Genomic DNA, 21,029 nt, shown 5'->3' with positions numbered 1-21,029 from the left:
CGACCATTACGTAGTAGATACGTAAGGTCACTCGGCCTTTTAACGTTAAAAAACATCTATCAATTTTTTTATAAAAATCGGCTATAACGATCTTCCAAGCGATCTTGGAAGAAGGAAATAACGATACACACCGGCCAATAGATTAATGCAACGAGAATATACAACGTCATCGCATCGAATTCCCTACCTGTCACAAGTTGTGCCTTTTGAAACAGCTCCGGCACTGTAATAACGGCTGCTAGAGAAGTTGCCTTTACAATATCCATAAATACATTGGTAAGTGGCGGAATCGCAATTCGTGTTGCCTGTGGAAGAATAACTTTACGCAATGTCTTCAAATAGCTCATATTTAAAGCCTTTGCTGATTCCCATTGACCACGATCAATGCTATTGATTGATGAGCGATCAATTTCTGCTATGTAGGCAGCACTATTTAAACCAAAGCCTAAACAAGCTGCGACAATTGCTGTAAATTTAATTCCAACCACCGGTAAACCAAAGTATAGTATAAACAAAAATACGAGGATAGGTGTTCCACGCATAAAGGAAATATAGATTCTTGCAGGCCAACGTAATATAATTCGGTTCGAGCCTCTGGCTAATGCAAGGAAAAGCCCTAGGATAAGCCCCATGCCCATGCTTACAATAGCAATGAGCATGGTTACTGGTAAGCCACCTAATACAAAGGGAAGGCTTTCCCATGCAAGTACCGGATTAAATAATCCACCAAAGTTAAAAGCACCTAAATTCATAATAGCCTCCCCTTAGAGGTCAATTCCTTCAAGTTCTTGAATCTCTTCTTCTGGTTTTTGTGATGCGTCTTCATTATAAAATTCTTCCGCTAGCTTTGTAAGCGTACCATCCTCACGCATTCCTTCAAGCGCCTTGTTTATTTCTTCAGTTAGCTTATCGGCACCCTTGGGTATCACAACTGCCTGTTCTGTTGGATGGAATTTCAAGTCTGGATGTAAATGAATATCGAAGTCAGGAAAACCTGCAACACCAAATTTAGATAAATAGTAATCATTTACAATAACATCTGTTCTGCCGTTGTCAACATCACGTAAGTAGGCTTCATTTGGCGCATTGCCATATGTTTTTATTTCTGCACCAAAATGCTCGGCAATCTGGCTGTAAATCGTGGTTGCTCCACCACCAGCAATTTTCCCATCCAGATCTTCCAAGGACTCAATTCCAGAATTATCTTCTTTTCTTACAACCATCGTTGAGTATGAATATTTATATGGCGCACTAAAATTAAATTCTTTTTTTCTTTTATCTGTAGCTTCCACGTCGTTAGCAGCAACATCAATGCGCCCACTTTTTACCGCAGGAAGCATACCGTCAATTCCCATGATTTCAAATGAGATATCCAAGTCGAGGCGCTTGGCAATCTCGCGCATCACTTCTACATCATAGCCTGTCAGCTGGTCCTTACTTTCCTCTTCACCATCATAATAGGAAGCAGCCATTAGAGTACCAGATGTGCCCACAACAATTTCACCAGACTCTTGGATCTCATCCCATCTTTCATCTGTTCCACTAGATTCATTATCACTGTTACTTTCTTCCTCCCCATTACCACACGCACTAAAGAACGCTACAATAGCAACTAATGAAACCAATAACAAAAACTTCTTCAATACCATTCACCCCTATTGTTATATTTAAAATGACAATATGATTGTAACAGCTTATCTAAATAATTTCAAAATTTATTTACTTCGCTTTTTGCTTTTCCCTATAGTTTGGCTTAGGGTTAGAATTTTACCCGAACAGTCCACAATACTCCGGTTGCAAATGAAAAATCAGCGAGACTGATAAAGCCTCGCTGATTGGTAGTGTTTATTTTAGAAGCTATGTTAACTATAGTCTTTTAAGACTCCAGCTTATTCTTTCTTATGACAGCATTCATTATGCCACCCGCCATAATAATAATGCCTGAAAGATAAAACCAAATCATAAGGACAATTACGGTTCCTAAACTTCCATATGTGGCCGAGTAATTGCCGGCTGTACTGACATAATATGAGAACCCAAGTGAAGCTAGTTGCCATAAAATGGTAGCAAACAGTGCGCCCCATACCGTATTCTTTAAATAAACACGGAGATTTGGCGCAAGCTTGTACAATGCGACCAGCACAATAAAAATGACGATGGAGGATAACACCCAACGAAGTCCTTGCCACACGAGCAGGAAGCCTTCAGATAGGCCAACAAACGAAAATAAGTAAATACCGATCATCCGTCCAAAAATGGGGAGGAGAAATGCGATTGAGATCACCAGCACCATCGCTACGGTAAGAACGATAGCGATAAGGCGTGAAACAATAAAAGAACGATTCTCTTCCACTCCATACGCAATATTAAAGCCTCGCATGATAGCATTTACACCATTGGAAGCTGCCCAAAGTGTTGCAATAAATCCAAATGACAATAACCCACCATTTTGTTGTTCCAGCAAGTTACTGACATTCGTACTTATAAGATCCACAATTTGAGCTGGTGCATAGGTTCTGATCATATCAAGTATGGCTATGTCATCAAATGGCAAATAGCCAACCAATGTCAAAAGGAACAATAGAAAAGGGAATAATGATAACAGGAAAAAATATGCAAGCTGTGCAGCGAGACCAAACACGTCTACCTCTTCAAGCTTGGCATATAATTGTTTAACAAAGTTTAATACTTTGCTCACGTGGACACACTCCTATACGATCTGTCATCCCTATTCTATTCAGTTTGATCCATTTCTATTTGTATATTTTTCTAAAGTTGTTTCTACTTGTTCTAATGCAGTAATGGTGCTTTCCACCCCAGATGTAAAGTTTTGATTAAATGTATCAAAAGTCTTCCTTATATTTCTAACTGCCTCAGAAGGGTTTTTCAAAACAGATTGCGAACTATATTTCATGTTCGATAACTTCATTCGCGAGTAGTTTCGAGTCTCTCTGTCGAATAAAGTAATTGCACCCCCAACTATTGCTCCAATTAATACACCTACTACAAGCTTACGATTGCCCATGTTTGTTTCTCTCCTTTTTCTGTATAGAATCCATAGCTCTTTCTAGCTTTTCCAAACTTTTATATTTTAAGAGCTCATTCGATAATATCTTTATTATAAGCAACTTAGTAAGCAGGAAGCAATGGATTAGGTGTTCTGTAAGAAATTACACTAAAAAAACGCTTGACTTAAATTTTCTTAATATTTAATATAGTAAAATAACAGGGGAGGGGTTTGGATGGAAGAAATAATTAGCTCCATAAGTGACATAGTATGGGGACCACCAATGCTAATATTGATCGTGGGTGCCGGGTTGTACTTAACATTACGTCTAGGTTTTTTACAATTTCGTACATTACCCTATGCTTTGAAGCTAGCTTTTAGTCCAGCACGTCAGGACAAGAAATCCAAAGGGGATATCAGCCATTATCAGGCATTAACAACTGCCATGGCCGCAACGATTGGGACCGGTAATATTGTCGGGGTAGCAACAGCAGTTGTGTTAGGTGGCCCAGGTGCCGTGTTATGGATGTGGGTTACAGCCCTTTTGGGAATGGCAACAAAGTATTCAGAGGCTATTCTCGCTGTAAAGTACCGTCAAGTTAACAGCAAGGGGGAAATTTCAGGTGGGCCCATGTACTACCTAGAAAAAGGGCTAAAGGCAAAATGGCTCGGCGTTCTGTTCGCAATCTTTGGTTCGTGTGCTGCCTTTGGAATTGGTAACATGGTTCAGTCCAATTCTGTTTCTAAAGCAATGTCAGATTCTTTTAATGTACCAACATGGGTAACCGGAATTTTACTTACCGTATTAGTTGGATTGGTTATCTTGGGTGGTATTAAAAGTATTGGGAGAGTTACTTCTTTCTTCGTCCCGATTATGGCAGCCTTTTACGTTTTAGGTGGACTTATTATTATGATTTTAAATTTTGATCTTGTCCCACAAGCTGTCGGAATAATTTTTAATGATGCCTTTACAGGAAGTGCCATCGGTGGTGGTATACTTGGAACAGTAATTCGATACGGAGTAGCACGCGGAGTATTCTCTAACGAAGCTGGACTAGGCTCCGCACCAATCGCAGCTGCTGCCGCTAAAACAGATTTACCTGGAAGACAGGCACTTGTTTCCATGACCCAGGTTTTCATTGATACAATCATTGTTTGTTCCATTACAGGAATTACGATCGTTATGGCAGACATGTATGGTGGCGGACTTGAAGGCGGAGAGCTTACCTCAGCTTCATTCGCGGCATTTCTAGGCGATACAGGCGGATACATCGTCACAATCGGGATTGTATTATTCGCATTTTCTACCTTGGTAGGTTGGTCTTACTACGGGGAAAAGTGCTTTTCTTATCTATTCAGCGATAAGGCTGTCCCTTACTATCGCGTTGTATTCGTTGCTGCTGTCATGTACGGTGCTCTTGAAGAACTTAGTGTTGTATTTGGAATCTCGGACATTATGAATGCTCTAATGGCCGCACCAAACATCATTGGCTTGGTTGGCTTATCAGGAGTAGTGGTATATGAAACAAAACGATTCCTAAAAGTAGCCAAAGAAGAAAAACTTCAAGATAAAGAAAGAAAAGCTCGAGTCGGATAGTAGAACTAAATAGCATACCAAATTACATTGTGTTGGTATGCTATTTTTTTGATATCCCATACAAGATTGAAAGCAAATTAATTATTATTACGTCATTTTTGGTTAAATATGAATATAAAACAGTAAGATAAAAATTTTAATAGGATTAATCTTACATTGAAAATGGGAGGTGATCGCGTGCAATTATGGATAATATTGCTAATCATATTTGGCGGTTTTATAATCTTTGGTCTACTGTACGATTGGGTAGCAAAGAAAAAGAATATGAATACTGATTTTCAAGGTGGCGTAAAAAGTCTAAATGAAGCCAAAAATATATATGCAGAAAAAACATTGGAGGATGCAAAAGGTAAAATCGGTAATAATGGGAAGTGGTAAATTTGCCATAAGTGTGTTAATTGCTTGGTATAGACGTCTTTTTCTTTCAATAGTTAAGAATGAAAACGCTTGGATACTTCATTATCTGAGCATTTTTCGTATTTGCTAATATCGAAGGGGGGCTTTCTCTCTTTTAACCACTTAACTTATCATTCTCAACCTATGCAAGTGGTGCAATACATGTGGCATCATTATTTTTCGCGGCATTCACATAAGAAGAAACATTGTATGCGTGAAGGTCGTCTATATCTATATTTTGAAGAAATGCATGCATCGTGTCAGGCTTCTCTTTTTGTGGTTCGATCCAATCTGTCTCTTTTTCTTTTGGCAAAATAATTGGCATACGATGATGGATGTCCTGCATAAAAGGATTTGCCTCTTTCGTTAAAATGGTGCAGGTGAAAAGGTCTTTATCTTCCTGCTCCCATTTGTCCCAAAGCCCTGCAAATGCAAAGAGCTTGCGATCTGCCAGTTGAATTCGCTTCGGCTGTTTTCCAGCTTCATTCTTTTGCCATTCAAAGAAGCTATCGGCAATAATTAAACAGCGCTTTTGCGCCATCAACTTTTTAAAGCTAGGTTTTTCATGCGCCGTCTCACTCCGTGCATTAATCATTTTATAGCCAATTTTTTCATCCTTTGCCCAGGATGGGACCAGCCCCCAACGCATATAGCCTGCACGCTTTTTATTTCCATCATGAATAATAGCAAGCACATTCTGACCTGGTGCAATATTATAGCTTTGTCCAAAGTTATCTATCCCGTCCTGTTCCAAGTCGAACGCCCTTAAGACCTCAAGTTCATCTGCTAACAATGTATATCGTCCACACATTTACTCCACCACCCTAGCCTCATCTGTTTCTAGAATATACTTAAATCCCATTGTGTCGCAATATGACGCAACAGTCTGATTCCTGCTGTACTGTTTCCCTTGCTATCCAGCGCCGGTCCGTAAACCGCCATCCCACAGCCATCCATAAACGGAAGCGGTTCATTTCTAACACGAGGTGGGGACACTGCAATAATCCCGCCTGACACCCCACTTTTTGCTGGTATGCCGACATAGGCTGCGAATTTCCCAGAAGCGTCATACATGCCACACGTCAACATTAGTGCTTTCGCCAACCGAGCAACCTGTCTCGGTATAATTTCTTGGTCTGAATCTGGGTCTTTTCCATCGTTTGCTAGGATAAGGCCAATTCTGGCTAAATCATCAATCGTAACTTCAATGGAACACTGTTTGAAATAGGTATCAAGTGTAACTTCTATATCCGAGTCCAAAAATCCTGTTTCCAAAAGATAGTAGCCAATCGCTCTGTTCCTCATGGAGGATTCACGTTCTGACTCATATACTTCAAGGTTGATGGGTGGACGATGGCCGATTATTTCTTCCAATAATGAAAGCAGCGGCTGCAGCTTTTCCTCTGATGTTTCACCATCTAGCATGGAGGATACCGTAATGGCGCCTGCGTTGACGAGTGGGTTAAATGGTTTTTTTAATGGTTTCATTTCTAAATGCATGATTGAATTAAATGCCTCTCCTGTTGGCTCCACATCCACCTTATCCAGCATGTAGGAAACCCCTCTTTGCATACATGCTACGATGAAGCTAAGTACTTTGGAAATACTTTGGATGGTAAACCGAACATCGACATCCCCAGAGCGTATCTTCATCCCGTGCATACCAATAATAGAAATCCCGAGATGATCCTGATTCGCTTCTTTTAATGCAGGTATGTATGAAGCGACCTCTCCCTCAGCAGTATGCTTCCTATAGAAAGATACCCAATCATCCACATATTCTTGCAACCACTCTTGGGTCATCCCCGTATTCCAGTTCGCTGCTCCCTGTACCATAATAAACCTCCTGTCCGTAATCTATAAATACATTCCCTTCTGTTTTTCCCTTAAACACGTGGAATTATAAAGTGAAACTTCAATCAGTGGGTGTTTTTTTTCTTCCCCCACTGATTGTTAGTTGAACGAATCGGGGTGTTAGCGTCCCTTTACTCCCACTAAAAATTAACGGTTTCACTTCATGTTTTGAAGTGGGAGTCTTACGGACGGTTGCACCGGGACCAACAAAACGTTATTAGAACTATGATTCGTCTTTGTTTGCGTGTGGTAGTTGTGCGTGGTTGATTGATGTTTGGCTGTGGTCGCGATTGGAGTGCTTATGTGGATGATTGGCGCTCTGATATGGTCGATTGGATCGATTATGTGGTTGATTGGCGCTTCGGTGTAGTTGATTGAATCGCTTTTGTTGTCGATTGGCGTTCCGATGTGATCGATTGGCACTCCACTTTGATCGATTGGATTGCTTATGTGGTCGATTGAAAGTTTATAAACGCAAAAAAGAGGCTAACCTAAGTTAGCCTCTTTGCAGAAATATTATTTTCCAATAAATTGTTGTGTCCAGTGATTACCCTGTTCAACATATCCAACACCGATATGAGTGAAGTTAGCATTCATAATGTTAGCACGGTGACCTTCACTGTTCATCCAAGCATTTACTACTTCTTCTGGTGTACGTTGCCCTTTAGCAATGTTTTCACCAGCAGTGCTGTAGCTAATACCGAATTGTTTCATCATATCAAACGGAGATCCGTATGAAGGACTGTTATGAGCAAAGTATCCATTTGATGCCATGTCGCGTGATTTTTCTCTTGCAACTTTGCTTAGTTCTGTATCAATTTTTAACGGTGAAAGACCTTGTTTAGCTCTTTCTTGGTTCGTTAATTCTACAACTTCTTGTTCAAATTGGCTTAGTTCTGAAGATTGGTTTTGTTCAGTTGTTTGTTCAGTTTCTTCAGCTACTGGTTGTTGTGGTGCTGGTGCTTCTGTATTTTCTTCTTGTTTTGGTTCCTCTTGCTTAGGTTGTTCTTGTTTTGGTTGTTCTTCTTTAACAGGAGCCTCTTCTTCAGGCTGTTCTTGTTTCGGTTGCTCTTGTTTTGGTTCTTCTTTCTCAACTACTTCTTCTTTTGGCTCGTCAGCTTTTTCTTCTTTTGCTGGTTGCTCTTCTTGTTTTTCAGGTTGTTTCACTTCTTCTGTTGGTTGAGCTGATTCTGTGTTTTCTTTTTGTTCAACTTGAATTTTATCCCAGTTGAAGTCTTTCCAGTTAAGTTGGAACTTAGTAAGATATTTATTTACAAGTTCATTGATGTTATCATCAGAAAGTTTTCCACCATTCCCATTAATAGAATAGTAGATTTTATATATATGATTCTGATTTACATCCTTGGCTTGTGCATCAACAGAATTTTGAAAAGCTCCTCCAAATAATAAAGCAGCTGATAGTGCTGTAACCATGCTTACTTTCTTAAACATCTTGCTACACTCTCCTTTTGGCTTGTTTTGTTTTGCAAAATTATCATAGCATGGGTTTTCTGTAATATTAGTGGCATTCTTTGCCAAAGTAGATACGTAGACTCACTTTTCTTGAGGTTAATTCCAAAAACCCTTCTAAATAAAAGAGGTGTTACTTGACCTAAAAACGGGTAAACAGGAAAAAGTTCAGCGCAATGGAAATTTTTACATCGAAAGTACTATTGACAACCTTTAAAACAGCAATCGTTTGTTACAGAAACCAATAACTTGTAACGAAAATGTCACTTGATTTTACACGGCAGTATGGTTTATTTTGGTCACAACCTAGGTAGAATCTATTGCCAAAATATGTGCATTGTATTACTACCCCCAGAAAGTATACTATTTAATAGAATGACTGTATGAGAAAATTGTCATCATTGGAGGATATTATATGTTATCTACTGCAGAAATCGGTATTGATTTAGGTACCGCAAATATACTGATATATTCAAAGACTAAAGGAATCGTATTAAATGAACCATCTGTTGTTGCAATTGATGTTAATACGAAGCAAGTGGTAGCGGTAGGAACCGAAGCAAAACAAATGGTTGGTAAAACACCGCAAAATATCATTCCAATTCGCCCATTAAAGGATGGCGTTATTGCGGATTATGATGTAACGGCTCAAATGCTAAAAGAGTTTTTGAAAAAAGTAAGTAAGAAAATTGGCATGTCCATGAGAAAGCCAATTGTTGTTGTATGTACGCCATCAGGAAGTACAACAGTTGAACGTCGTGCGATCCATAATGCTGTCACAAGCTATGGTGCGAAACAGGTACATTTAATAGAAGAACCTGTAGCTGCAGCAATCGGTTCCGACCTACCTGTAGACGAACCTGTAGCCAATGTTGTCGTTGACATCGGGGGCGGTACTTCAGAAGTAGGAATTATTTCATTTGGTGGGGTTGTATCATGTAACTCTGTACGTACTGGCGGAGATAAAATGGACGAAGAGATTATTCACCATATCCGCAAGAAATATAATATCTTAATTGGTGAGCGCACAGCAGAAAATGTTAAAATGGAAATCGGCTATGCTCATCCAAACCATAAAGAAGAAACAATGGAAATCCGTGGACGTGACATGGTATCAGGACTTCCAAAAACAGTGATGATTACATCTACTGAAATTCATTATGCTTTAAAAGAATCACTAGATTCAATACTAGAAACCATTCGCGCTACGCTTGAAAACTGTCCTCCTGAACTAAGTGGGGATATTGTCGATCACGGTATTGTGCTTACAGGTGGAGGAGCATTGCTAAGAGGCATGCAGGAATGGTTATCAAACGAACTAATCGTTCCCGTACACCTTGCGCCAAACCCGCTTGAATCTGTGGCAATCGGTACAGGACGTGCTCTGAAAATGATTAACAAACTACAAAAAGCAGCAAAATAACCAAATTAAAGCCTGTGTAAAATAGCACAGGCTTTTTTTATTAGCTAAAATTTATTGTGGGCAGAGTTTGAGCCCGATTGAGTAGCGCTCGGCGTTATTTCCACTTTCACGGGGGATGCGGACTTGCTCTCGGGCGATACTTCCACCTTCTCAGCCGATGTGGCCACGCTCTTGGGCGATACTTCCACCTTCTCAGCCGATGCTGGCTCGCTCTCAGGCGATACTTCCACCTTCTCAGCCGATGCAACTACATTCCCAGCCGATATACGCACACCACAGGCGATCGTACCCGCCTCGCACAGCCAGCCCAACGTGACTTTGTTCTTATCCGTTTTTTTCGTTTTCTGTTATCACCACGCCGCGTTTTTTCATTTCTTGCATGTACTTCTTTCCTGGCACAATCTGTTCGGGTGGATATACGCCAGGCTTGCTTATTGTTTTATTGCCGATCATTTGCGCCACTACGGAGATTGTATTTGCAGTAGCTCTGGCCATTGCAGTAACATTCTCTTTTTTAAAGGTTGCCATTTCGTAATGATAGATCGTCTTTTTTCCAGCCCTTTCACCTGAAACAATTACTCTTAATAGGACTGCGTCTTCTTTATTACCTAGTTCTACGATAGGCTCCAAAACTTTTAGCAGAACGTCTCTTGGGTTAATCTCGTTTCCCCGAACGTCTACCTTATAATCTTTTTTCGTTAGATTTAAATCTACCAGCAATTTAAATTTTTCCGCATGTCCTGGATAACGAATGGTTTTGTATTCCAATGTGTTTAGGTGTGGATAGGTCAAGGATAGGGTCGATGTCCCACCAGATGTATGAAAAGCCTCCAATGGACCAAATCGGTCAAAATAAATGTTTTCAACTTCTGTTAATGAAGGAATTTCCTGCTTTAATCCATTACGAATGATGAGAGACGGGTCTGTATAGTGATCGAAAACACCTTCCATGGAAAAAACATGATTGTACTCGAGGGGTGGATCAGGTTTCACTGGAATCCCACCCACGTACAGTTTTATTGTATTTAGCTTATCAAGTTTGCTAGCACCATAGCCAGATAGAATATTGATCATACCTGGTGCAACTCCAAGATCCGGAATAATCGTCACACCAGCAGCCACTGCCTCCTCCTTCAATGCCAAGACTGCGTTTGTCATATTTCCAATATGCCCACCTAGATCAACAGCATTTACCCCAACTTTGATTGCCGTTTTGGCTACCTTTTCATTAAAAGAGTAAAATAGCGCATTGATCACGACATCATATTGGCGCATGTATGCAGCTAGATCATCCTCGTCACTAGCATCCACCCGAAACGCGTTTAACTTGGTTGAGGCAATCTGATTACACGCTTCCTGGGCCAGTGATAGATTAATATCTGCTAGGCCAACTTTGCTGACACCGTCACTTACTGCAAGATCACGAGCGGCTTCTTTTCCCATCAATCCTGCTCCTAGAACTCCTATCTTCATACCATCACTCCTCTTGGAATTGTTCTTTACTCGATATCGATCTGTGCCCGCTGGAGCTTCCCGCTATAATCGACGTAGATTGCTTTCCATTCTGTAAAAACATCGAGTGCTTGAACTCCTGAATCGCGATGTCCATTCCCTGTTCCCTTCGTTCCACCGAAAGGCAGGTGAATTTCCGCCCCAGTTGTACCAGCATTCACATATACAATTCCTGTATCAAGATCGCGCTGGGCTCGAAAAACTCGGTTCACATCATTTGTAAATATCGAACTCGATAGACCAAAGGAAACACTATTGTTAACCTCAATTGCCTCTTCAAAACTCTTAACGGGAATTAAGGAGACGACCGGTCCAAATATCTCCTCTTGCGCAATCCGCATAGTTGAAGAAACATCAGTAAACAAGGTAGGAGCAAAATAGTTCCCATCTTGTTTGGCTCCTTCTTTTAATGCATGCCCACCTGCGAGTAATTTGGCTCCTTCTTTTTTTCCGATTTGAATATATTCTTCTATTTTTGCAAGTCCCCTATCATTAATAATCGGCCCAACTTTTATCGTTTCATCTAGCCCATTTCCAATGGTTAGCTCTTCCATCTTCGCAAGCAAGCGAGTTTCTAAAGTGGCTTTTACTTGCTCATGGATGATCACCCTGCTGCACGCGGTACACCGCTGCCCACTCGTTCCAAACGCACTCCATAATATTCCCTCTACTGCCAAGTCAATATCTGCATCATCCATTACGATAACTGCGTTTTTCCCACCCATTTCAAGCGATACCTTTTTTAATTGCCGGCCACAAGCAGCAGCAATCTCTCTTCCGACATTGTTAGATCCTGTAAAGGAAATCACCTGTACTTTTTCATGATTAACGAGTGCATTGCCTACCTCATTCCCTGAACCAAATACGACATTAAGTACACCCTTTGGCAGACCCGCCTCTTCAAAAATTTTGGCTAGTTCAAAGGCCATGATTGGCGTTTCTGTCGCTGGCTTCCAGACCACGGCATTTCCTGAAACGATTGCAGGGAATGACTTCCATGTAGCAATAGCGATTGGGAAATTCCATGGTGTAATGATCCCAATTACACCGACCGGCACACGTTGGCTCATCGCAAACTTATCCTTCAGCTCTGCAGGAGTTGTCTGGCCAAATAGCCTCCTCCCTTCTCCAGCCATGTAGAACGCCATATCAATTCCTTCTTGCACTTCACCGCGTGCTTCTTCAATAACTTTTCCATTTTCGCCAGTTAAAAGCTGTGAAAGTCGCTCTTTTCTCTCTTTCATTAAATAACCAACACGGTACAATACTTCCGCGCGTTGCGGTGCCGGCACAAGAGCCCACTCTTTTTGTGCATTCTTCGCTGCGAATACTGCTTTATCTACCTGCTCCCCAGATGATAACGGCACTTGGACAATTTCTTTTCCAGTAGCAGGATTTAAAACAGCTGTTGTGCGAGCAACATCCTGCCATTCACCATTAATAAAATTACGTAATTTCTCCGCTTCCAGCTTTACCATTCAGCAACACTCCCTATAACAATTTCGAACAGCAATGATAGTCTTTGGAGGAACACGATCGAACCCTTTTCACATAAAAGCGTGTACCTCTTTTTCCAGATGCCGCTAGCCTTTTTGTCTGCTACTATATATTTTATTTATAAAAAACTTTCATATGACGTATTTCCTTCAACAGTCCATTATTTGGTAATCCATAATGAGATCTAACCGTTCAAATGGCCAAAAACCTTGGCCGTAATGCCTTGAGGCTACAAATATCCAATAAGGCTAAAACGATTTATGCGTAATGTTTAAAAAAATCATGAAATATAGTGATGGCTTTTGTTAGAATAGTAGACACAATACTTTTACAGGAAGAGGCGGTCTGATTGAACACAGAAAAATCGTATGCTAAAGAGTTAGACCAGCAGGATGAATTAAAAAGTTTTCGCAAAGAGTTCTATTTAGGAAATGACACGATTTATTTTGACGGAAACTCACTAGGTCTTTTATCAAAGCGAGCGGAGCAAAGCGTTTTAGCACTCATGGCTTCTTGGAAAGAACATGCTATTGATGGATGGACGGAAGGAACTCATCCTTGGTATTACGTATCAGAGAAATTAGGAAAGCTTTCAGCTCCACTAATTGGTGCGGAGGCAGATGAGGTGATCGTGACAGGATCGACTACCACCAACCTTCATCAATTGGCTGCTACTTTTTTCAATCCAAAAGGAAAGCGGACGAAGATCCTGGCAGATGAATTGAATTTTCCTTCTGATATTTATGCCATTAAAAGCCAGTTGGAGTTGAAAGGGGTGGATCCCGAGGAACATCTCGTTCAAGTGAAAAGCAAAAATGGGAACACATTGGAAACAACAGACATAGTAGCAGCGATGACTGAAGACATTGCCTTAATTATTTTGCCAAGTGTTCTGTACAGAAGCGGGCAGCTCCTTGATATTCAGACCTTAACCAAAGAGGCACATCAGCGTGGCATTATGATTGGTTTTGACCTCTGTCATTCCATTGGTTCTATTCCGCACCATCTATCTGAATGGGGTGTTGATTTTGCATTCTGGTGTACATATAAGCATCTAAACGGCGGCCCAGGAAGTGTTGGTGGTCTCTACGTAAATAGAAGGCATTTCGGAAAAAGACCAGGACTTGCAGGATGGTTCAGCTCTGCAAAAGATAAGCAGTTTGATATGGAGCATACGCTATCACCAGCCGACACTGCAGGTGCCTATCAAATTGGTACACCACATGTACTAAGTATCGCTCCGTTGATCGGTTCACTGGAAATGTTTCAAGAAGCAGGGATAGACAGAATAAGAGATAAGTCACTCCGATTAACCGGATACTTGATGGACCTCATTAAATCTGAACTATTTTCTTACGGGTTCACAATTGCCAACCCTGAGGATGAAACGACACGTGGTGGTCATGTGTTTTTAATTCATCCAGAAGCAGCCCGAATATGTAAAGCTCTAAAAGCTGACGGCGTTGTACCAGATTTTCGTAATCCAAATGGCATTCGCCTTGCACCTGTTGCGCTTTATAACACATTTGAGGAAGTATGGGAAATGGTCTCGCGTCTAAAGGAAATTATGGATAAAAAAAGCTATAAAAACTATGAGAACAAACGAGGAGTGATTGCATAATGGCAAACTGGATTGATATTTCGCAACCTCTTACCAATGATATGGCACACTGGCCTGGTGATACACCTTTTCGTTATAGCCTAACCTATTCCAAGGAAGAGACTGGTTCTGTCAATATCGGCCAATTGACAGCTAGCTTGCATACCGGTACCCATGTTGATGCTCCATTTCATTATGACTCAAAAGGAAAGACCATCGATATGCTTGACTTGGAGCGCTACATCGGAGAAGCAGTTGTTGTAGACGTGAGTGCACACGATGAAATTAATCTGGATGTGTTGAAGAAGGCGGATTTAAAGGGCAAGACAAGAGTTTTACTGAAAACGTCCCTTCCTAACAATCCCAATAGATTTCCTGACAACATGCCCACTATTGCACCGGATGTTGCAGCCTATTTGCAGGAAAAAGGCGTTACCCTGCTGGGTGTCGATATCCCTTCAGTTGATCAGACGGACAGTAAGGAGCTTGCTACACACCATGCTTTATACAACCATGGGATTAACATTTTAGAGAATATCATGCTAGATCACGTTGAAGTTGGTGTATATGAACTGATCGCATTGCCACTAGCCATCCATGGTGCAGACGGCAGTCCAGTAAGAGCTGTCATCAGACCATTAGGTACAGAGGAGCGAAACAGATAATGAAGGACAACCAGACGAACGATACATTTAAATCAGAAAAAGGCATCCACACCGATTTCAAGGAAAAAATGACATATGGTGATTATTTACAACTTGATACCTTACTAGATAGTCAAAAGCGGCTGTCCGATCACCATGATGAAATGCTTTTTATCGTAATTCATCAGGTGAGCGAGCTTTGGCTTAAATTAATTATCCATGAAACACAGGCCGCGATTGCAGCAATACAGAAGGGTGAATTACAAGCTTCTTTTAAGATGCTATCACGTGTTTCCAGAACGCAGGCACAAATTACTCAAGCATGGGATGTTCTTTCAACCCTTACCCCAGCTGAGTATATGGAGTTTCGCGATCAATTGGGAAATGCATCAGGCTTCCAATCTTACCAATATCGGCTTGTAGAATTTGTGCTCGGCTATAAAACACCTTTCATTTTAAAAATATATGAAAAAGATCCTAAAGTGCATACTATAATGGAAAAAGCCTACCATGCACCAGGCCTTTATGATGTATCCATTCAAGCCCTATCTCGAGCTGGCTTCGACATTAATCCTGAAATACTTAACCGAGATTTTTCCGAAACGTATGAAAAAGATGATTCCGTGGAAGCAGCATGGTTGGCTGTCTATCAAGATGTCGATAATAATTGGGAGCTTTACCAGCTAGCAGAAAAACTCGTTGATATTGAAGATTGGTTTCAGCAATGGCGCTTCAGACATATGAAGACAGTAGAGCGGATTATTGGGCATAAGACTGGTACAGGTGGCTCTTCTGGTGTCGGGTATTTGAAGAAAGTCTTGGATCATTATTTCTTCCCAGAACTATGGTCCATTCGCACAAAGCTTTAATTGTTAAATAAGCACAGCAACTGATATACTGAGCAAATGTGCAGGCGCCCGATATGATAAGGGAAATCTCGCTATTTTCGGGCCTGAAGCTAGACGTGGCTGTCCCGTAATTGAACAGCATTAGTCCAACATATTATATATCCTTAACTTAAAAATTTTACAACTTAGATGTTTGAAAGAGAGGCGTACGATGGGTAACAAAACAGAACAATGGTCTACAAAACTTGGATTCATTTTATCTTCAACAGGTGCAGCAGTCGGTCTTGGTGCCATCTGGAAATTTCCTTACATGACCGGAATGAACGGAGGAGGAGCTTTTTTCCTCGTCTTTATCGCTTTTACCATTATAATCGGGCTCCCTATCCTAATTGCTGAGTTTGTGATTGGCCGTGGGGCACAAAAAGAAGCTGTCTCGGCCTACAAGACACTGGCACCACGCTCAGGATGGTCGTTCATAGGTAAATGGGGCGTTGCTGGCGCTTTCCTGCTTTTATCCTTCTACAGTGTGGTTGGTGGCTGGGTACTTCTTTATAGCTTGATGTCCATACCAGGAATGATTATAAAAGAAAATGCAGACTATGCAGCACTTTTTGGAACGATAACTGGCAGTCCTTTTCTAACAATACTCGGACTGGCACTTTTCCTCCTGATCAATGTTATTGTCATATCCTTTGGTATTAAAAATGGAATAGAGAAATCAAGTAAAGTATTAATGCCACTTCTTTTCGTTTTCTTTATTATCTTAGTAATTCGTGCACTAACGTTTGAAGGTGCAATGGAAGGAATTACCTTCTTTTTGCAACCAGACTTTTCCGAACTAACTGCAAGTAGCATTCTTTATGCACTTGGGCAATCCTTTTTCTCCCTTGCTGTAGGGATATCTGTCATGGTTACATACAGTTCCTATTTAAAAAAGGATGTTAGTCTCCCAATGTCAGCAGGAATGGTATCCATTATGAATATTTTCGTATCTCTGTTGGCTGGACTAGCGATTTTCCCAGTGGTGTTCGCTTTTGGACTTGAGCCATCTGAAGGACCTGGATTATTATTTATCGTGCTTCCTGAAGCATTTTCCCAAATGCCTTTTGGTGAAGTATTCTTGAGTTTGTTTTTGCTGCTATTTTTATTTGCAGTACTGACATCATCCTTTAGTATGTTGGAAATAATAACTTCTGCTTTCACAGAGAAGAAACAGCGTTCACGAAAAAAGGTTGCTTCTATTGCTGGCGTATTTATTTTTATTGCTGGTATCCCTGCCGCTTTGTCATCAAGTAATCTGTCAGAGTTTAAACTATTTGGTTTAACTATCTTTGACGCATCAGACTTTCTTGTGAGTAATATTATGTTGCCGGGTGGCTGTCTCTTCATAGCATTATTTATTAGTTTTAAGATGGATAAGAATCTAGTTAGGAATGAGTTCTTCTATGGAAACAATTTACCATCAGGTATGTACCAATTGTGGTTCCAGCTAATTCGTTGGCTCGTTCCTTTGACGATCATCATTGTCGTCTTAAATTCTTTTGGAATAATTTAATCAGGAGGAATGACGTTGAAGAAAAAAATAGTAATTGTCGGAGGAGTAGGTGGTGGCGCGACAGTAGCTGCACAAATAAGAAGGACCGACAAAGAAGCCGAAATCCATCTCTTCGAAAAAGGAGGCTATGTATCCTTTTCTAACTGTGGAATGCCTTATTACCTTGGTGGCGTACTTGAAAGCCGGGAGGACATTCTTTATCCAGCCGAGGAGTTTGAAGAGAACTTCAACCTTCACGTGCATACAGAAACAGAAGTAACGCGTGTCCTCCGTGAGCAAAAGCAGATTACGTTCCAAAAGCAAGACAGTGCCACGCAAGAGGAGACTTTGTCATACGATAAGCTTATTCTCTCTCCTGGTGCCTACGCTTTATGTCCTCAAATTGATGGCATGGCTAAAGCACGGACATTTACTTTGCATACCATTCCCGATATGGATGCTATTGATCAATTCATTGAAAAACACCAACCAGCCACAGCGGCAGTTATCGGTGCTGGATTTATCGGTTTGGAAATGGTGGAAAACCTGAAAGCTAGGGGGCTTCACTGTACGCTCATTGACCGAGGGGAACAGGTAGCAAAATTAGTAGATAAAGACATGGCAGACCATGTTGCTGACCATTTAACTGAAAAAGATGTTTCTCTTAAGCTCAATGATGGGCTTTCCTCTTTTTCTAATGAGGGCAAAAAACTACATCTAGCAAGTGGTGAAACGGTGGATGCAGACATGACTATCTTATCCGTTGGTGTGCGACCAAACACACAGCTTGCAGTTCATTCTGGTTTAAAAATCGGTAACACGGGAGCAATCGCTGTTAACCAATTTATGCAAACATCAGATCCAGACATTTATGCACTAGGAGATGTCGTGGAAACACCTGATAGCATCACAGGAGTAGAACGAAACGTTGCACTTGCGTGGCCAGCACACCGGCAAGCATTTATTATTGCCAGCCACTTAACAAACAAGAAAATTGCATATCAAGGAACCATGGGCACGGGGATTTTAAAGGTGTTCGAGCTTACTGTTGGATCGACAGGTCATACGAGCACGACATTAAAGCAGGAAGGTTATACGTTTAAAGAGGCTATATTGCAGGCGAATTCAAATGTAGGCTATTACCCGGGTTCAGATAGGTTATGGATTAAAATATTATTTGATGCAGAGACCGGTTTAATCTACAGCGGACAGGTAGTAGGTTACGCAGGAGCTGATAAGCGATTAGCGGTCCTTGCAACAGCTATTAAAGGAAAACTGACTGTCTATGATTTACAAGAGCTTGAAATAGGCTATGCACCACCATTTTCTAACTCTAAGGATCCGCTAAACATTTTAGGATATAAAGCGGCATCGCTTATAACATAAAGATAGAAAAAGAACCGCATGAAGTGAAGGCGAAAATGCCTACATTCATGCGGTTTCTTCTTTTACGAATTTTATCCCGGTGCAACCGTCCGTAAGACTCCCCCTTCAAAACATGAAGTGAAACCCTAATGCTTAAGTGGGAGTAAACGGACGCTACCACCCCGATTCGTTCAACTAATAATCAGTGGGGGAAAAATGAAATCCCCCACTGATTGAAGTTTCACTTTATAAGTCTTCTTCAAAGCGATAGACAAGTGTATAGTTGTTTTCATCAAGCAGCTCTGCAACATGAACACGTACACCATGGCCAAATACGACTTCATCTTCTGTCATTGCCACAATCATTGCCTTTGTGCTATTTCTAACATCAATATAAATGTCACCGACTACCGGGTTAAGCGAGTTATCACTTTCAGCCAGATAGCTAATTGACTCATCCTCAAGCTGTTGTGCTTCCGGTACAAGATTCTTATCGTAATAAGCAATTTCCTGGCTTGCTTCTGATCTTCCAGGGACCATAACAACATATTCACTATGCTTTACGCCATTATCTCTTGTTGTAACAACGTTACCATCTTCAACACTGTCCACTTTTTCAATCTCGTTCAATGAATAGTGATCAAGGAAGTCTGGTGCAGGCTTGGTAATTAAAATATAATCACCTGGCTCTGGCTTACGATCTTTATCTACAGTATAACGTTTTCCATAAAAGATAAAGGTATCATTATGCTGTGGTCTGTATAGCGTAATCTCACTTGCTTTCGTCAAGATTTGTTTCATATCCTTTAGACGATATAAATGGACAGACTTCTTAAACATAGGTTTTACCGTATATACTTTATGTAGCTCGTTATTATAGAATACGAACTGTCCCTTTCTAACCTGAAATAACTTCATTCCGCAACCTCCTACATAGTAATGCATTCTGAGTCTATTATAACTGCATTTTCACAAAAATAAAGTCTTAAATTATGTTTCCTTAAAGTTGCACAAATTAAACATCTTTTTTGTAAGTTATTCAATACAAGTGGTAGATCGTCACTTTTAACATCCCCTACGTTTTGTTGCCCTTCATACAAGGTTAACGAACATTTTTTTCCATATGAACGAACGGCAATTCTGTGTCCACTTGTCCCAGTATCCGTTTTGCTTGGATCCTCTCCCCTTGTAGCCACTTTTGGAAGTTAAATATCATAGGCTCCCGGTCACCACCTAGCGCGAACCATACCTTCCCGGCCTGAGGGAAATAAACGGATGTATGAATGGTTCCTGCCCATTGCTTATACTTTGTTGAAAATACACCTTTGTCTGTATCATTTAACATGCGAAAAGCTTTGTAAGGATCAAGGACATTTTCTTTTTGACTTGCGATGGATGCATAACGTTTATACGAATCATCTAAATGATGGCGATTTTCGTCCTTCTGGATTTCAAAGTGATTTGTACATATATTTGATTGACGTACTTCTACTGCTCTTGGTGTCGCCTCTACCACGTACGTTTCTCCACTTTTATCTAATAATACATAACTGAATGAATGGCGGTGTGGTATTTCTTTTAATAAGGAAATAGCTTCATCCACATCAGCACAGGTTTCTAAGAGAATTCTACCTATCATATTACAAATAAAACCGTCGCCTGGCTTTTTACGATGCATAAAGTTATAGCCCATCGCAAGGCCTTTTTCGTTCATTCCGTCCATCCGTCCGGTAATCCGCTGAGATGGACCGATGACTGCATAGCCTTGGTCACTCGGTTGGAATATGGTATATCTTCCTTCATATGTTTTAGGATGATAATCATAATTTCTCACCATGTAGTCAGATCCTGTAAAAATGGAGCAACCACTTTTCGTATATTCCAAGCGGTATCCCCCAAACTCCTGTAATACATCCTCCATTTTCCATTCTAGTGCATCCTGTAATCCACGAAGCTCATCCCAGATAGCAGGTGCAAACGGCACTATCACCTGTTTTACTTCTTCCACCGAAATGGTGAAACGTGGCCTGCGAATTTTCCACTGTTTTTTTCTGTTTTGCAATGTGTGCGAGTCCTTTAATTCTAGTCCCTGCTTATAGCCAAAATCATAATGACTTCCGCGAAACTGAATAATATCGCTATATATCTGTTTCATTTATTTCCCTCTTTTTTCATCTGTATTGACCTCAGTCTAATATACAACCTTATGTTTTCAAACGAAATTGTCTCGAAATGAAACTTTTTTACATTCACAACGTATTACATTCCGACAGAGAAAACAC

The 21,029-nt window shown here is 40.7% G+C and carries 19 protein-coding genes; 8 read left to right on the top strand and 11 right to left on the bottom strand.

The window, feature by feature from the left end; translation table 11 throughout:
- Window positions 1-68: 68 nt before the first annotated feature.
- The 4 genes from ACTWPF_RS16500 to ACTWPF_RS16485 form a co-directional block, all read right to left on the bottom strand.
- Window positions 69-752 (bottom strand): amino acid ABC transporter permease, encoded by a 684-nt coding sequence (locus ACTWPF_RS16500; protein ID WP_161464180.1) that lies wholly within the window; start codon window positions 750-752, stop codon window positions 69-71.
- A gap of 12 nt (window positions 753-764) precedes the next feature.
- Window positions 765-1,649, bottom strand: a complete 885-nt coding sequence (locus ACTWPF_RS16495; RefSeq protein ID WP_443149848.1) for a transporter substrate-binding domain-containing protein — start codon at window positions 1,647-1,649, stop codon at window positions 765-767.
- A gap of 227 nt (window positions 1,650-1,876) precedes the next feature.
- Window positions 1,877-2,698: a YhjD/YihY/BrkB family envelope integrity protein gene (locus tag ACTWPF_RS16490; protein ID WP_161464182.1), complete on the bottom strand. Its 822-nt coding sequence runs from the start codon at window positions 2,696-2,698 to the stop codon at window positions 1,877-1,879.
- Window positions 2,699-2,737: 39 nt separating this feature from the next.
- Window positions 2,738-3,025 (bottom strand): YtxH domain-containing protein, encoded by a 288-nt coding sequence (locus tag ACTWPF_RS16485; RefSeq protein ID WP_443149847.1) that lies wholly within the window; start codon window positions 3,023-3,025, stop codon window positions 2,738-2,740.
- Window positions 3,026-3,242: 217 nt separating this feature from the next.
- Here ACTWPF_RS16485 and ACTWPF_RS16480 point away from each other — a divergent pair, with 217 nt between their 5' ends.
- On the top strand, window positions 3,243-4,604 hold the full coding sequence (locus tag ACTWPF_RS16480; protein WP_106895954.1) for an alanine/glycine:cation symporter family protein: 1,362 nt from the start codon (window positions 3,243-3,245) through the stop codon (window positions 4,602-4,604).
- 177 nt (window positions 4,605-4,781) lie between these two features.
- Window positions 4,782-4,982 carry a hypothetical protein gene (locus tag ACTWPF_RS16475; protein ID WP_106895953.1) on the top strand — a complete coding sequence of 67 codons (201 nt, stop codon included), beginning with the start codon at window positions 4,782-4,784 and terminating at the stop codon, window positions 4,980-4,982.
- Between the two features lie 160 nt (window positions 4,983-5,142).
- On the opposite strand, the gene ACTWPF_RS16470 is transcribed toward ACTWPF_RS16475, so the two are convergent.
- From ACTWPF_RS16470 to ACTWPF_RS16460, 3 genes are all read right to left on the bottom strand, one after another.
- Window positions 5,143-5,811: an SOS response-associated peptidase gene (locus ACTWPF_RS16470; protein ID WP_443149846.1), complete on the bottom strand. Its 669-nt coding sequence runs from the start codon at window positions 5,809-5,811 to the stop codon at window positions 5,143-5,145.
- A 29-nt stretch (window positions 5,812-5,840) separates the two neighbouring features.
- Window positions 5,841-6,836, bottom strand: coding sequence for a glutaminase (locus ACTWPF_RS16465; RefSeq protein ID WP_106895951.1), 996 nt, complete (start codon window positions 6,834-6,836; stop codon window positions 5,841-5,843).
- A gap of 534 nt (window positions 6,837-7,370) precedes the next feature.
- Complete coding sequence (locus ACTWPF_RS16460) at window positions 7,371-8,306, bottom strand: CAP domain-containing protein (protein WP_106895950.1); 936 nt, start codon at window positions 8,304-8,306, stop codon at window positions 7,371-7,373.
- A 433-nt stretch (window positions 8,307-8,739) separates the two neighbouring features.
- Between ACTWPF_RS16460 and mreBH the strand changes: the two genes are divergently transcribed.
- Window positions 8,740-9,747, top strand: coding sequence for a rod-share determining protein MreBH (mreBH, locus tag ACTWPF_RS16455; RefSeq protein ID WP_106895949.1), 1,008 nt, complete (start codon window positions 8,740-8,742; stop codon window positions 9,745-9,747).
- A gap of 324 nt (window positions 9,748-10,071) precedes the next feature.
- Here the strand turns inward: mreBH and ACTWPF_RS16450 are convergent, their stop codons facing one another.
- Together ACTWPF_RS16450 and ACTWPF_RS16445 are read right to left on the bottom strand one after the other, a co-directional pair.
- Window positions 10,072-11,220, bottom strand: a complete 1,149-nt coding sequence (locus ACTWPF_RS16450; protein WP_443149845.1) for a saccharopine dehydrogenase C-terminal domain-containing protein — start codon at window positions 11,218-11,220, stop codon at window positions 10,072-10,074.
- 26 nt (window positions 11,221-11,246) lie between these two features.
- Window positions 11,247-12,737 (bottom strand): aldehyde dehydrogenase family protein, encoded by a 1,491-nt coding sequence (locus ACTWPF_RS16445; RefSeq protein WP_443149844.1) that lies wholly within the window; start codon window positions 12,735-12,737, stop codon window positions 11,247-11,249.
- 368 nt (window positions 12,738-13,105) lie between these two features.
- On the opposite strand from ACTWPF_RS16445, the gene kynU reads away from it, so the two are divergent.
- From kynU to ACTWPF_RS16420, 5 genes are all read left to right on the top strand, one after another.
- Window positions 13,106-14,377 carry a kynureninase gene (kynU, locus tag ACTWPF_RS16440; RefSeq protein ID WP_443149843.1) on the top strand — a complete coding sequence of 424 codons (1,272 nt, stop codon included), beginning with the start codon at window positions 13,106-13,108 and terminating at the stop codon, window positions 14,375-14,377.
- Window positions 14,377-15,021, top strand: coding sequence for an arylformamidase (gene kynB, locus ACTWPF_RS16435; RefSeq protein ID WP_443149842.1), 645 nt, complete (start codon window positions 14,377-14,379; stop codon window positions 15,019-15,021). Before kynU ends, kynB begins: the two co-directional genes overlap by 1 nt.
- A complete protein-coding gene (kynA, locus tag ACTWPF_RS16430; protein WP_443149841.1) occupies window positions 15,021-15,869 on the top strand; it encodes a tryptophan 2,3-dioxygenase in 849 nt (282 codons plus the stop codon). Before kynB ends, kynA begins: the two co-directional genes overlap by 1 nt.
- Window positions 15,870-16,059: 190 nt before the next feature.
- The gene (locus tag ACTWPF_RS16425; RefSeq protein WP_106895943.1) at window positions 16,060-17,403 is read left to right on the top strand and encodes a sodium-dependent transporter; all 1,344 of its coding nucleotides are present in this window, start codon (window positions 16,060-16,062) and stop codon (window positions 17,401-17,403) included.
- A 15-nt stretch (window positions 17,404-17,418) separates the two neighbouring features.
- The gene (locus ACTWPF_RS16420; protein WP_443149840.1) at window positions 17,419-18,768 is read left to right on the top strand and encodes a CoA-disulfide reductase; all 1,350 of its coding nucleotides are present in this window, start codon (window positions 17,419-17,421) and stop codon (window positions 18,766-18,768) included.
- Between the two features lie 225 nt (window positions 18,769-18,993).
- Here ACTWPF_RS16420 and ACTWPF_RS16415 read toward each other — a convergent pair whose 3' ends face one another.
- Together ACTWPF_RS16415 and ACTWPF_RS16410 are read right to left on the bottom strand one after the other, a co-directional pair.
- Window positions 18,994-19,665, bottom strand: coding sequence for a hypothetical protein (locus ACTWPF_RS16415; protein WP_036577415.1), 672 nt, complete (start codon window positions 19,663-19,665; stop codon window positions 18,994-18,996).
- A gap of 184 nt (window positions 19,666-19,849) precedes the next feature.
- Complete coding sequence (locus ACTWPF_RS16410; protein ID WP_443149839.1) at window positions 19,850-20,902, bottom strand: C45 family autoproteolytic acyltransferase/hydolase; 1,053 nt, start codon at window positions 20,900-20,902, stop codon at window positions 19,850-19,852.
- Between the last annotated feature and the right edge of the window lie 127 nt (window positions 20,903-21,029).

The organism is Oceanobacillus sp. M65, from assembly GCF_052246275.1.
Lineage (GTDB): Bacteria > Bacillota > Bacilli > Bacillales > Amphibacillaceae > Oceanobacillus_B > Oceanobacillus_B jordanicus.
The sequence above is the reverse complement of the archived record's forward strand: the minus strand, read 5'-3'. Positions and strand labels throughout refer to the sequence as shown.